Below are 13036 nucleotides of genomic sequence, written 5' to 3' on the forward strand. Positions count from 1 at the left end.
CGATACACTTTGTAAATCGGTCTTACAGTTAAAGAAATTATGCGCCTGATTATATCTTCCCTGCTCATGGCAGTCGGCCTGTTAAGCGGACACGTCCAGGCTGCGCCTGTGGATCCCGCTGCGGCGGATATTCGTGAAAGCGGTTTTGTCTACTGTGTCAATGGCCAGGTTAATACCTTCAATCCGCAAAAAGCGAGCAGCGGTCTGATTGTGGATACCCTGGCAGCCCAGCTTTACGATCGCCTGCTGGATGTGGATCCTTACACCTATCGTCTGGTACCCGAGCTGGCAGAGAGCTGGGAGGTGCTGGATAACGGCGCGACCTACCGTTTCCGCCTGCGGAGCAACGTTGCTTTTCAAAAAACGCCGTGGTTTACCCCGGGCCGGGCGCTCAACGCCGACGACGTCGTTTTTAGCTTCCAGCGCATTTTCGATCGCCGCCACCCCTGGCATAACGTCAACGGCAGCAGCTTCCCCTATTTTGATAGCTTACAGTTTGCTGACTCGGTAGAAAGCGTACGCAAGCTGGACAGTCGCACGGTGGAGTTTCGCCTGAAAAAGCCGGACGCCTCGTTCCTGTGGCATCTGGCAACGCACTACGCCTCGGTGATGTCGGCTGAGTACGCAGACCAGTTGGCTAAGCGCGATCGTCAGGAGCTACTGGATCGCCAGCCGGTAGGCACCGGTCCGTTCCAGCTTGCCGAGTACCGCACCGGCCAGTATATCCGTCTCCAGCGCCACCCACAGTTCTGGCGCGGCCAGCCGCTGATGCCACAGGTGGTGGTCGATCTCGGCTCCGGAGGAACCGGGCGGCTATCGAAGCTGCTAACCGGCGAATGTGATGTGCTGGCATGGCCTGCCGCCAGCCAGCTGACGATTTTACGCGACGATCCGCGCCTGCGTCTGACCCTGCGCCCGGGGATGAACATCGCTTATCTGGCGTTTAATACCGACAAAGCGCCGCTGAATAACCCAGCCGTCCGTCACGCGCTGGCGCTGGCGATCAACAACCAGCGTCTGATGCAGTCGATCTATTACGGCACGGCAGAGACCGCCGCCTCGATCCTGCCCCGAGCCTCCTGGGCCTATGACAGCGAGGCGAAAATCACTGAATACAACCCGGAAAAAGCCAAACAGCAGCTGGCCGCGCTGGGGCTGGAGAACATGACCCTGCAGCTATGGGTGCCGACCAGCTCCCAGGCGTGGAACCCCAGCCCGCTGAAAACCGCCGAACTTATCCAGGCCGATATGGCTCAGGTCGGCGTTAAGGTGATGATTGTTCCCGTCGAGGGGCGTTTCCAGGAAGCGAGGCTGATGGATATGAATCATGACCTGACCCTCTCCGGCTGGTCGACGGACAGCAACGATCCGGACAGCTTCTTCCGTCCGCTGCTTAGCTGCGCCGCCATTGAGTCGCAAACGAACTTTGCCCACTGGTGCCACCGGGAGTTTGATACCATATTGCAGAAAGCGCTGACCTCCCAGCAGCTGGTATCGCGCATTGAAGCCTACGATGAGGCGCAGACGATCCTCGCTCGCGAGTTGCCGGTGCTGCCGCTGGCCTCTTCCCTGCGCCTGCAGGCCTACCGCTACGATATTAAAGGTCTTGTTCTGAGCCCGTTTGGCAACGCCTCGTTTGCCGGCGTCTCGCGCGAACCGCAAAAAGAAGAGGTGAAGCAACCATGATCATCTTTACCCTGCGCCGCCTGCTGCTGCTGCTGGTCACGCTCTTTCTGCTGACCTTTGTAGGCTTTAGCCTGAGCTACTTTACCCCTCACGCGCCGCTGCAAGGAGCATCCCTGTGGAACGCCTGGTTCTTCTGGTTCAAAGGGGTACTGCACTGGGATTTCGGTGTCTCCAGCATTAACGGCCAGCTGATCTCCGAGCAGCTTAAAGAGGTCTTCCCGGCCACCATGGAGCTCTGTATTCTCGCCTTTGGCTTCGCGCTGGTAGTGGGTATTCCTGTGGGCATGATGGCCGGTATTATGCGCGGCAAATGGCAGGATAAGTTCATCAGCGCCCTGGCCCTGATTGGCTTCTCGATCCCTATCTTCTGGCTGGCGCTGCTGCTGACCCTCTTTTTCTCATTGACGCTGGGCTGGCTGCCGGTATCGGGCCGCTTCGATCTGCTTTATGAGGTCAAAACGGTCACCGGCTTTGCGTTGATTGACGCCTGGCTGTCAGAGTCGATATGGCGCGAGGAGATGATCATCAGCGCGCTGCGGCATATGGTGCTGCCGGTGCTGACCCTGGCGGTCGCGCCGACCACCGAGGTGATCCGCCTGATGCGCCTCAGCACCATCGAGGTGTTTGAGCAGAACTACATCAAGGCCGCCGCTACGCGTGGGCTATCGCGTCTGAGCATTCTGCGCCGCCACGTGCTGCACAACGCCTTGCCGCCGGTGATCCCCCGTCTGGGGCTACAGTTTTCCACGATGCTAACACTGGCGATGATCACCGAGATGGTGTTTAGCTGGCCTGGGCTGGGGCGCTGGGTGATCAATGCCATCCGCCAGCAGGACTATGCGGCTATCTCTGCCGGGGTGATGGTGATTGGCGCACTGGTGATTATTGTTAACGTTCTCTCTGACATCCTGGGCGCGCTGGCGAACCCTTTGAAACATAAGGAGTGGTATGCCCTCCGATAACGTCTATAACGAGAAGCAGACCCCCGGCGCGCTGCGCACGGTCTGGCGCAAGTTCTATGGCGATACCACTGCCATGATTGGTCTGTACGGCTGCGCCGGGCTGGTGCTGCTCTGTATTTTTGGCCGCTGGTTTGCGCCCTACGGCATCGATCAGCAGTTCCTCGGCTACCAGCTGCTGCCGCCCTCGTGGTCGCGCTATGGGGATGTCTCTTTCTTCCTCGGCACGGATGACCTTGGCCGGGACGTGCTTAGTCGCCTCCTCAGCGGCGCGGCGCCAACGGTAGGCGGTGCGTTTGTCGTTACCCTGGCGGCAACGATCTGCGGCCTGGTGCTGGGCGTCGTGGCCGGGGCAACGCACGGCCTGCGTTCGGCGGTGCTGAACCATGTGCTCGATACGCTGCTCTCCATTCCCTCTCTGCTGCTGGCCATTATCGTGGTGGCCTTTGCCGGGCCACACCTCTCTCATGCTATGTTCGCCGTCTGGCTGGCGCTGCTGCCGAGGATGGTACGCTCGGTCTATAGCATGGTGCACGACGAGCTGGAGAAAGAGTACGTGGTTGCCGCGCGGCTGGACGGCGCGACGACGCTCAATATTTTGTGGTTTGCGGTACTGCCGAACATGACCGCAGGCCTGGTGACCGAGATCACCCGCGCGCTCTCGATGGCGATCCTCGACATTGCCGCGCTGGGCTTTCTCGATCTCGGCGCGCAGCTGCCCTCCCCGGAGTGGGGAGCGATGCTGGGCGACGCGCTGGAGCTGATCTACGTCGCGCCCTGGACAGTGATGCTGCCGGGGGTGTCGATCATGGTAAGCGTTTTACTGGTTAACCTGCTGGGCGACGGGATCCGCCGTGCGGTCAATGCGGGGGTGGAATAGTGCCGCTACTTGATATTCGTAATCTGACCATTGAGGTCAAGACCAGCGAAGGCTGGGTCAGGGCCGTCGATCGCGTCACGCTGACCCTTGCCGAAGGCGAAATCCGCGGTCTGGTGGGCGAATCCGGCTCGGGCAAAAGCCTGATAGCCAAAGCGATCTGCGGCGTGACCAAAGATAACTGGCGGGTCACCGCAGACCGAATGCGCTTTGACGACGTCGATCTGATGCGCCTCTCGGCGCGCGAGCGGCGGAAAATCCTCGGTCATAACGTATCGATGATTTTTCAGGAGCCGCAGTCCTGTCTCGATCCGTCGGAGCGCGTTGGTAAACAGCTGATGCAGAACATTCCGGCCTGGACCTATAAAGGCCGCTGGTGGCAACGCATGGGCTGGCGGAAACGGCGCGCCATTGAGCTCCTGCACCGCGTCGGCATTCGCGATCATAAAGATGCAATGCGCAGCTTCCCTTACGAGCTGACGGACGGCGAGTGTCAGAAGGTGATGATCGCCATTGCGCTGGCGAACCAGCCGCGCTTGCTGATCGCCGATGAGCCGACCAACGCCATGGAGCCCACCACCCAGGCGCAGATTTTCCGTCTGCTGACCCGGCTCAACCAAAACAACAACACCACCATTATCCTGATCAGCCACGATCTGCAGATGCTGAGCCAGTGGGCTGACAAGGTCAACGTGATGTATTGCGGCCAGACCGTAGAGACCGCGCCGAGCGAGGAGCTGATCGCCACGCCGCATCACCCCTATACTCAGGCGCTGATCCGCGCTATTCCTGACTTTGGCAGCGCCATGCCGCATAAAAGCCGCCTGAACACGCTGCCGGGAGCGATCCCGCTGCTGGAGCATCTGCCGATTGGCTGCCGTCTTGGGCCGCGCTGCCCCTACGCCCAGCGTAAATGCATTGAGCGTCCCCTGCTGGCCGGACCCAAAAATCACCTCTTTGCCTGTCATTTCCCGCTGAATATGGAGAAGGAGTGAGATGGTCGACACCCTGCTGGAAGTACGCAACCTGAGTAAAACTTTCCGCTACCGCACCGGCTGGTTCCACCGCCAAACGGTAGAGGCGGTTAAGCCGCTGAGCTTTACCCTGCGAGAGAAGCAGACTCTGGCGATCATCGGTGAGAATGGCTCTGGTAAATCGACGCTGGCGAAGATGCTGGCGGGCATGATCGAGCCGACCACCGGCGAGCTGCTGATTGACGATAGCCTCCTGCACTATGGCGACTACTCGTTTCGCAGCCAGCGCATCCGCATGATTTTTCAGGATCCCTCGACCTCGCTGAACCCGCGCCAGCGCATCTCGCAGATCCTCGACTTCCCGCTGCGCCTGAATACCGATCTGCCGCCTGAGGCACGACGTCAGCGGGTGATTGAGACCCTGCGCATGGTCGGGCTGCTGCCGGATCACGTCAGCTACTACCCCCATATGCTTGCCCCCGGCCAGAAACAGCGTTTGGGGCTGGCCCGCGCCCTGATCCTGCGTCCGAAGGTGATCGTCGCGGATGAAGCCCTGGCGTCGCTGGATATGTCGATGCGTTCGCAATTAATTAACCTGATGCTGGAATTGCAGGAGAAACAGGGTATCTCTTATATCTACGTGACTCAGCATATCGGTATGATGAAACATATCAGCGACCAGGTCATCGTGATGCACCAGGGCGAAGTGGTTGAGCGTGGCAGTACCGCTGACGTGCTGGCCGCCCCCCTGCACGAGCTGACCCGACGCTTGATTGCCGGCCATTTTGGCGAGGCGCTGACGGCGGATGCCTGGCGAAAAGACCGCTAGCGCCACGCTTTAGGGTGGTCGGATTAACACATATGGCGACACGTGCTATTTGCCCATTTCAGATGGGCAATCACGGCGGAACAGGCTTTATTTGGCCCGCACGTTCGGCTGATCTGTCCACCGCATGGTGTACTGCGGCGAGAACATTTCGCCCTTCGTCTGCCTGACATGCTGACTTTTCTACCCGACAAAACACAGCGCTTCCTTTCCAGGTCTGTTTAGTTTGCTCGTGAGGGCCATCAGTTTGTCAATGTCCGCTTAGTGCCAGGAGCGGACGTTGGCTTGAAGCGTCTCTTTTCTGTGATGCTCGCCAAGAGTAGCGGAGCTATAAAAAAACACTCTATCCGGTATAATCTCTTTCATGTTTTCTTTTCGGTATCTAACACCATGAGCATGTCAGCATTACAACCGCAGATAGTTAAAGCAATGAAACCAAAACATGGAAAGGATTGGATGTTAGTCCGTGGAGACACGGTTTTCGTCCGCTTTTTAGCTCAAAATGATGATGGTAATTCTTTTGAAGTGCAGACACCAACGAGGCCCGAAGAGAGAATTCGCACTGGGGGTGGTTTGACTGTCGGATACAAGCTGCCAGTAAACCAGAAGCTCCTTTTTTCGGTCGCTGAGACGTTAGCCCAAGAAAATCATCTTCAACCTGAGAAAAAAGTAGACCGCTTTCAGAATAATTGCATCTCCATGTTTTCCATTACTATAGATCAAGGCAAAACTATACAAGATGAAGTCAACGAGGAATGGGTCACTCGCTTCTTTGAACTCTACGATGCTCATGGAATTTCGACGAATAATGTCGAACCTAGCATGGTCGATATTTATTCTGACCTATGTGTTGAGGATGGCGAAGACATTTATCTGAGTGATGGTATGTACATGCGCCCAGACGGGACAACTTACGAACGTTGATAATGTAGGTGCGAAAGCATAAATCAATTCCCGGTTGATAGCTGGGATATCACTTTACCATATCCGATAATTAGTCCAAGTAGCCCAACATTTCAGGCGACTGCTCGTATTCATGACCACTCTATGAGTTAGTTCGCCGCCACGCTCTGGACTTATTTCTCTGCTTTCAGACGATCTACTATCTCCTTCTCTCTTCATAAATAGACAAAAGTCCGCTCCTCGCTCTCAGCAGACCTTTATCGGCAGGTACTTGTCTGCTGTGTGCCAGAAGCAGATGTTATTATATAATTCTTTAACCAATGGATGAGAAAAAATTCTGGAACTTATTAAAACTTCATAACTTTAAATAACCTCATTCATTAATGAATCATTAACTGTATGGTTAAAAGATCAAAACTTATTTTTTATTATTAACTTGCTTTGCTAAAGAGCTATAAACCAAATCAACGAAAACATATTTTTCGCATTCCCAAGGTTCACTAATTGATGGGTTTACTAAATCGGGCTTCCCCCCCATTAGACTATGTATGTGCGAATAAATACCAATTCTTTCTGCGAGTTGCATTAGTTTCATTTGATGTTCTGGTGGGAGCATCTTATTTCTAAACCATGTTGTAAATATATGCTTAGTAAGTTCTTTAGTACATATAAACCATTCGCCTTGACGTCTTTCGTTGCTAAATTTTTCATGTAGATAATTTTCTTTTTCTGATCCGCCAGGTTCCAAAGCGTGTAATATTAATTGACCAAATGTACCTGTTTGTAAGTTAGATAATCTTTTTAGCACATTATTGGAACGTCCTATTTTCACATAAAGCCCCGAATAAGGATTATTTTTATCTGAAGAACCGGCCCAAGTATCAGGTACTTGTAAAATATAATAAATACTACTTACTTTTCCACTCGATACACTATTTGCCCAAGTTTGCCACTCTTCCATCCAGCTATTTGCATCTTCCTTCGTGTCAAAAGTGTGACTTGTATAGTATAATTCACCACTATCCAATAACATATCGAAAACATATTCCCCACTCTCAATCATTCTTAAGTTGTCGGTTCTCATGGAAGTATCTCATAAATTTACAGGGATATATAAAATGGACTTTACTACACTTATTAAGTGATATCCATTTTTATTGTTCCAATTGCAATGTTCTCATCCATTATGTTACCACCTGATTATTTCATTATTTAATTTAAACAACTTATTGCTAGTGATAACGGTTTGATGCCTGCTTCTCACTCCAATCTAACTTTCAGAATAAATTTGATCTAAATTATCTCAAATAGGCCGTCAATAAATATGGACCATTTTTAATCAGTTAGAGGATCAATCTGATTTTCTCTAATAAGATTTCGCAACGCAGTACGAGCAGCAGCGATTTCTGTCATCCCATTAAGAACCACGCTGGACTGTCCTCCTCTCACCCCAAAGACTGTAACCATATTCTCTTCACAGAAATACTCACCTTTATACTGCAGGCCATATTTCTCTACTCGAATGTATGACATAACAACCTCATTTAAGGATCTTTTGTTTGAATCATATCCCCACAAAATAATTTAATCAATCTCACCCAAAACTACACGCGATGCTTGTCTTGTAAGCACTGCACTTAACCGAACCATTCGATTTTAGAGATCCTGCGTACAGTTCAGTTATGCTTGTAAGGCTAATGTCCGCTCCTCGCTCACAGCGGACCTTAAACGCAGTTAGTATTTCCGCTTTGTTCCAGAAGCAGACATAGCGAATTCGCCATTGCACTGGATTAGTAGGTTTACTTGAACGGCCTGCGATGGCGTTTTGGCAACAGGCAATGCCACTGTCCAGTCGGCATATGCGACCACCTCGTCACCGCATGGATAAACTGATTGAAGCTCCCGCACAAAATCACTTATTCTTTTCCGTTAATAAAATGCAGGAGATGAGTCATGACTGGCGAAAGTCGCGGGCGGGGAAGGCCACGAAAGACAGAGAGTACCTACGCAGATACCCGTAAAGACCTGATCCGTAGCGGACTTGAACTGCTTACGCAGAATGGTTTTCTTTCGACGGGAGTTGATGCCATTGTCAAAAATGCCAGTGTCCCTAAAGGCTCATTTTATTACTATTTCAAAAGCAAAGAAGAGTATGCTCAGACCGTTCTGAGTGCTTATGACAGTTTCTTTGTGCATAAACTCAAAAAACATCTGCATGATTCATCCTGTACACCACTGATGCGACTGGAAAATTTTATCGACGATGCCTGCTACGGCATTAAAAAGTACAATTTCACCCGGGGCTGTCTGGTTGGCAATATGATGCAGGAGAGTCCGGGGCTTCCACTATCCTTTATTAAACAGCTACAGGATATACTTGAGCGCTGGCAGGCACTTGTGGCGACCTGTCTGTCCGACGCGTTAACTTCGGGCGAAATCTGCTCAGATATGAATAATACACAACTGGCGTCCATTTTCTGGAGTGGCTGGGAAGGCGCCGTAATGCGCGCCAAACTTTATTGTTCAACCCAGCCTGTGTACGACTTCTGGAGCTACTTCAAAACTTCAGTACGCTATCAGCCGTCGCAGGAAGTGACGGCTGAAAAGTAAAAAGAGGGGCCGCGGCCCCTTAATAACAAGTATCAAACCCAGACTGAGCCTGGCTTCCATCTCATTAGCTACACTGGATTACTGCCCGGCCGCGAATTCCGCCACTCAGAAGTTTTTCGGCCACATTAATGGCATCACTGAGCGGGTAAACGGTGGTCAGGCTATCCAGTCTGGACTCTGGTAAATACTGTACCGCCTGCTGCCAGATCGCTGCTCTTTTTTCTTTCGCAAACATGACACTGTCAATCCCTTTAAGCGTGATGCCACGCAGGATAAACGGAGCCACATTACCCATCAACTCCATACCCTGTGCCATGCCGCAGGCTGCAACAATACTGCCGTACCGCACCCCGGCACAGGCATTGCAGAGCGTGTGGCTACCGACTGTATCAATGGCGGCAGCCCAGCGTTCTTTCTGTAACGGTTTTCCGGGGCAGGAAAGCTCGGAACGATTAATAATTTCGTCTACACCGACTGTTTTATAGAGCCAGGCGGCTTCATCCGGGCGACCAGTAGAGGCGGTTACGCGGTAACCCATCGACGCAAGGATCATGGCCGCAATACTCCCGACACCTCCGCTGGCACCGGTAACAAGTACCGGTCCATCTTCAGGCTTAACGCCATGATTCAGGAGCGCGTCGACACACAGCATCGCGGTAAAGCCAGCTGTTCCGATTGCCATCACGTGTTTGCTGTTTGCGCCAGTCGGGAGCGGCGTCAGCCAGTCTCCTTTTACCCGTGCTTTTTCGGACAGCCCGCCCCAGTGTTTTTCCCCTACACCCCAGCCGGTCAGGAGAACCTTATCTCCGACCTGATATTCTGGATGAGAACTGGCGGTCACCGTACCGGCAAAATCAATGCCAGGCACCATTGGAAAGTGACGGACAATAGGCCCCCGGCCGGTAATAGCCAGTGCGTCTTTGTAATTGACGGATGAATAGTCAACATTGACCTCCACATCCCCCTGCGGCAGCTCACTTTCAGCGATTTCAGCAAGTTGCGCACTGTAGCGTTCATCTGTTTTGTTGATTAGTAAAGATTTAAACACTTTCACCTCATCTGTCTGGTCATTTACCGTTCAGTCATTAAGTCGTTAATAAATAATATTGACCGATCGTCTAATAATCAACACTACTCTCCCAATGTTTTGTCAGCATTCAAGAATTACTATTTTTTTCATTGGCTTAAAACTGTATTTTTTGATCAGTATCAAGCTGGATTCGGGTTTATCTGGTGCAGAGGAGAAAAGTCAACGGTCCTGGAGGGGGCACAGTTAATGCTTCAGGATACGGGTGATGATGCGATGAAACAGGCTGGCTTTGATAAGTTTATCCGCTTTTCGCTCATAGCTGCCGTTGGCTCTGCTTCTACAGAGCCAGCGCCGCAACAGATGCGCGGATTTCAGTGTACCAATGGTTAACGATGGGAATTTCATCCAGGAAGCAAAAACCTAATCCGATCATCATAAGGCTTGCCATCATTTGAGCAATCACGCTGAACCAGTACTCAATAGGTTTAGTTTCCTTGTGAATATACTCCTTGCGATCGCTCCCCTTGAATCTTTTGGTATAGATTCCTCGACGCAAAAAGATGATCGATTGAACAAACGCAAGCGGGCCCGTCAGGAAAATTGAACATACTACGAAACAAAATTGGAAGCCCATCACCTTTCATTCCATCTAATGATTTATGTCCATTATTGCACAGACAGAGCACATCTTTTTGTAGAACAAACTCAGACGGGTGCCATGATGGCGATGCCGTTATGTCTCTGGTTGGATGAGGCGAACATGGTGCTGGGTGATATACTTGACGAAGGCAGGATTCCTTCTGGACTGATCAGGGAAAATGACCCACCGCCCTTTCACGCGTTGCGCACTTTATCGGCACGTTTGCACGCCCGATTGCGCAATAATGAGTCTGCTCAACACCTTCTGGGAAGTGAGTCCAGGGAGACGTCTGAGAAATATCGTGACACAAAGGGCAGTGAGTGGGATATAATTTCGAGCTAATTTCGAATGATTTTGAAATGCCTTCTGCAAAGCTATGATTTGCAAGGCAAAAAACAAGCAATGAATATAAGGATTAGAGCTATGGGTTTTCTTTCCGGTAAGCGCATTCTGGTGACTGGCGTTGCCAGCAAACTCTCCATCGCATACGGCATCGCACAGGCTATGCATCGCGAAGGCGCTGAGCTGGCATTCACCTACCAGAACGACAAGCTGAAAGGCCGTGTTGAAGAGTTTGCCGCGCAGCTGGGTTCAAGCATCGTTCTGGAATGTGACGTTGCTAAAGACGAAAGCATTGATGGCCTGTTCGCTGAGCTGGCAAAAAGCTGGCCGAAGTTTGACGGCTTCGTGCACTCTATCGGTTTTGCACCGGGCGACCAGCTGGACGGCGACTATGTAAACGCCGTAACCCGTGAAGGCTTTAAAATTGCCCACGACATCAGCTCCTACAGCTTTGTTGCGCTGGCCAAAGCGTGCCGCTCTATGCTGAACCCGGACTCTGCTCTGCTGACCCTCTCCTACCTGGGTGCCGAGCGCGCTATTCCGAACTACAACGTGATGGGCCTGGCGAAAGCCTCTCTGGAAGCCAACGTGCGCTATATGGCGAACGCGATGGGTCCGGAAGGCGTGCGCGTGAACGGCATCTCCGCTGGTCCGATCCGTACTCTGGCCGCGTCCGGGATCAAAGACTTCCGTAAAATGCTGGCGCACTGCGAAGCGGTCACCCCGATCCGTCGCACCGTTACCATTGAAGACGTGGGTAACACCGCGGCCTTCCTCTGCTCTAACCTCTCCGGCGGTATCTCCGGTGAAGTCGTTCACGTTGACGGCGGTTTCAGCATCGCTGCAATGAACGAACTGGAACTCAAGTAAGCGTTCCCTTCCCCTCCCGTTTGGGAGGGGTCTCCCCCGCTGTTTATGCTTTTCCGCTATTTATTATCACCTAACAATATTTTTCCCCTCGTTAGCGTTACGCCAGGATATTGATCGCCATTTTGAGATCAAGGAAAGCCCATGGAACAACGCCGTTTTTCCGGTAAAGGCCACTGGTATCATGAGACCCAGTCGAGTACCGGCCAGGCACAAGCGCTACCGTTAGTTCCCGAAGCCGCCACCGTCACTGATCGTTTTCTGCTGGATCTGGTGCTGCCTGACGATGTCATCGCCCCCTGTCAAAGCTGGCTGGAGCCTGCCCGCGCCCTCTACGACCGGCTTTTTCCCCGCAGCGTCACCGTTAGCCGCCAACGCACCTTCAGCGCCTACGATCGCCTGAGCACGGCCCTCACGGTAGCCCAGGTTTACGGCGTTCAGCGTCTGTGCAATCACTACGCCGCCCGCCTCGCGCCGCTGCCCGGCCCCGACTCATCCCGGGAAAGTAACTATCGCCTGGCGCAGATCACCCAGTACGCCAGACAGCTCGCCAGCTCCCCCGAGGTGATCGACGCCCGGGCGCGGGAGCAGCTTGAAGAGGTCGGGTTAACGACATGGGATATCGTGCTGATGGATCAGATTATCGGCTTCATTGGTTTCCAGGCGCGGGTCATTGCGGCGTTTCAGGCCCTGCTCTGCCAGCCCGTACGCTGGCTGCCTGGCATGGATGTGCAGCAGGACGCTGCCGCAGAGCCTTTTAGTCGTTCTGAGAGCCGCTGGACGCCAGGCCTTGCGAGCGTCGAGCCACACTTTGCCAGCCCCGCCCAGCTGAAAGCGCTGGCCCAGTGGCAGCCGCTGCCGGCCCTGAGGGTGCTGGCTCCGGTGCTGGCCCACGAGCCCCCTTTGCTCAATGCGCTGGGGGAGATCGTACAGAGCGAGCTGTGCGCCACGCTCGATGCCGCACTGGTGGATCTGGTGGCCCTGCTGACGGCACGGATTAACGGTAGCCTGGACTGCTTTAACACTCTGGCGACGTCTGCCCTACCCGATGCGCCGCTCGCGGCGTTGCGCAGCGGCGAACGGGCGTTAAACAGCTGGAGCAAGGCCGATCCCCAGGCGCGGGCCGTTATCCAGGCGGTACAACTTTTGACCCGGGCGGCAGACCGGTTTAGCGCTGCCCAGTTTACTCCCCTCGTTGAACAGGGGCTTTCCCCGCAGCAGGCGGTGAATCTGCTGGCGTGGAGCGGCCTGTGCGGCTGGTTGAATCGTCTTAAAATCGCGCTGGGCGACACGCATTAGCGCGAAACAGCGCTTGAAGCGCC

At 53.3% G+C, this 13036-nt stretch carries 13 protein-coding genes; 9 read left to right on the forward strand and 4 right to left on the reverse strand.

What is annotated here, in order from left to right; translation table 11 throughout:
- Window positions 1-39: 39 nt before the first annotated feature.
- From sapA to NR795_RS07705, 6 genes are all read left to right on the forward strand, one after another.
- Entirely contained in the window at window positions 40-1686 is a 1647-nt protein-coding gene (gene sapA / locus NR795_RS07680) for an ABC transporter substrate-binding protein SapA (protein ID WP_257757808.1), read from the forward strand.
- Window positions 1683-2648: a putrescine export ABC transporter permease SapB gene (gene sapB / locus NR795_RS07685; RefSeq protein ID WP_144814927.1), complete on the forward strand. Its 966-nt coding sequence runs from the start codon at window positions 1683-1685 to the stop codon at window positions 2646-2648. Before sapA ends, sapB begins: the two co-directional genes overlap by 4 nt.
- On the forward strand, window positions 2635-3525 hold the full coding sequence (sapC, locus tag NR795_RS07690; protein ID WP_144814925.1) for a putrescine export ABC transporter permease SapC: 891 nt from the start codon (window positions 2635-2637) through the stop codon (window positions 3523-3525). The genes sapB and sapC overlap by 14 nt, the downstream gene beginning before the upstream one ends.
- Window positions 3525-4517: a putrescine export ABC transporter ATP-binding protein SapD gene (gene sapD / locus NR795_RS07695; protein ID WP_144814923.1), complete on the forward strand. Its 993-nt coding sequence runs from the start codon at window positions 3525-3527 to the stop codon at window positions 4515-4517. Before sapC ends, sapD begins: the two co-directional genes overlap by 1 nt.
- Before the next feature lies 1 nt (window position 4518).
- A complete protein-coding gene (gene sapF / locus NR795_RS07700) occupies window positions 4519-5325 on the forward strand; it encodes a putrescine export ABC transporter ATP-binding protein SapF (RefSeq protein WP_257757809.1) in 807 nt (268 codons plus the stop codon).
- Between the two features lie 282 nt (window positions 5326-5607).
- On the forward strand, window positions 5608-6246 hold the full coding sequence (locus NR795_RS07705) for a hypothetical protein (RefSeq protein ID WP_257757810.1): 639 nt from the start codon (window positions 5608-5610) through the stop codon (window positions 6244-6246).
- Between the two features lie 397 nt (window positions 6247-6643).
- Here the strand turns inward: NR795_RS07705 and NR795_RS07710 are convergent, their stop codons facing one another.
- Together NR795_RS07710 and NR795_RS07715 are read right to left on the reverse strand one after the other, a co-directional pair.
- Entirely contained in the window at window positions 6644-7309 is a 666-nt protein-coding gene (locus tag NR795_RS07710; protein ID WP_071881691.1) for a GIY-YIG nuclease family protein, read from the reverse strand.
- A gap of 251 nt (window positions 7310-7560) precedes the next feature.
- Window positions 7561-7758: a hypothetical protein gene (locus NR795_RS07715; protein WP_257757815.1), complete on the reverse strand. Its 198-nt coding sequence runs from the start codon at window positions 7756-7758 to the stop codon at window positions 7561-7563.
- A gap of 420 nt (window positions 7759-8178) precedes the next feature.
- Between NR795_RS07715 and NR795_RS07720 the strand changes: the two genes are divergently transcribed.
- A complete protein-coding gene (locus NR795_RS07720) occupies window positions 8179-8835 on the forward strand; it encodes a TetR/AcrR family transcriptional regulator (RefSeq protein ID WP_257757816.1) in 657 nt (218 codons plus the stop codon).
- Window positions 8836-8899: 64 nt separating this feature from the next.
- Here NR795_RS07720 and NR795_RS07725 read toward each other — a convergent pair whose 3' ends face one another.
- The gene (locus tag NR795_RS07725) at window positions 8900-9883 is read right to left on the reverse strand and encodes an MDR family oxidoreductase (RefSeq protein WP_144814912.1); all 984 of its coding nucleotides are present in this window, start codon (window positions 9881-9883) and stop codon (window positions 8900-8902) included.
- Window positions 9884-10202: 319 nt separating this feature from the next.
- Window positions 10203-10499: a hypothetical protein gene (locus NR795_RS07730; protein ID WP_257758280.1), complete on the reverse strand. Its 297-nt coding sequence runs from the start codon at window positions 10497-10499 to the stop codon at window positions 10203-10205.
- A 429-nt stretch (window positions 10500-10928) separates the two neighbouring features.
- Between NR795_RS07730 and fabI the strand changes: the two genes are divergently transcribed.
- Entirely contained in the window at window positions 10929-11717 is a 789-nt protein-coding gene (gene fabI / locus NR795_RS07735) for an enoyl-ACP reductase FabI (RefSeq protein ID WP_103820043.1), read from the forward strand.
- A 141-nt stretch (window positions 11718-11858) separates the two neighbouring features.
- Complete coding sequence (locus NR795_RS07740) at window positions 11859-13013, forward strand: carboxymuconolactone decarboxylase family protein (protein ID WP_257757817.1); 1155 nt, start codon at window positions 11859-11861, stop codon at window positions 13011-13013.
- Window positions 13014-13036 lie beyond the last annotated feature (23 nt).

It is taken from the genome of Pseudescherichia sp. L3, from assembly GCF_024656065.1.
In the GTDB taxonomy this organism is placed as follows: Bacteria; Pseudomonadota; Gammaproteobacteria; order Enterobacterales; family Enterobacteriaceae; genus Pseudescherichia.

Coding starts and splice junctions, on each gene's coding strand:
- sapA (WP_257757808.1), top strand. CDS start 40: ATGCGCCTGATTATATCTTCCCTGCTCATGGCAGTCGGCCTGTTAAGC.
- sapB (WP_144814927.1), top strand. CDS start 1,683: ATGATCATCTTTACCCTGCGCCGCCTGCTGCTGCTGCTGGTCACGCTC.
- sapC (WP_144814925.1), top strand. CDS start 2,635: ATGCCCTCCGATAACGTCTATAACGAGAAGCAGACCCCCGGCGCGCTG.
- sapF (WP_257757809.1), top strand. CDS start 4,519: ATGGTCGACACCCTGCTGGAAGTACGCAACCTGAGTAAAACTTTCCGC.
- NR795_RS07710 (WP_071881691.1), bottom strand. CDS start 7,309: ATGAGAACCGACAACTTAAGAATGATTGAGAGTGGGGAATATGTTTTC.
- NR795_RS07715 (WP_257757815.1), bottom strand. CDS start 7,758: ATGTCATACATTCGAGTAGAGAAATATGGCCTGCAGTATAAAGGTGAG.
- NR795_RS07720 (WP_257757816.1), top strand. CDS start 8,179: ATGACTGGCGAAAGTCGCGGGCGGGGAAGGCCACGAAAGACAGAGAGT.
- NR795_RS07730 (WP_257758280.1), bottom strand. CDS start 10,499: ATGGGCTTCCAATTTTGTTTCGTAGTATGTTCAATTTTCCTGACGGGC.
- fabI (WP_103820043.1), top strand. CDS start 10,929: ATGGGTTTTCTTTCCGGTAAGCGCATTCTGGTGACTGGCGTTGCCAGC.
- NR795_RS07740 (WP_257757817.1), top strand. CDS start 11,859: ATGGAACAACGCCGTTTTTCCGGTAAAGGCCACTGGTATCATGAGACC.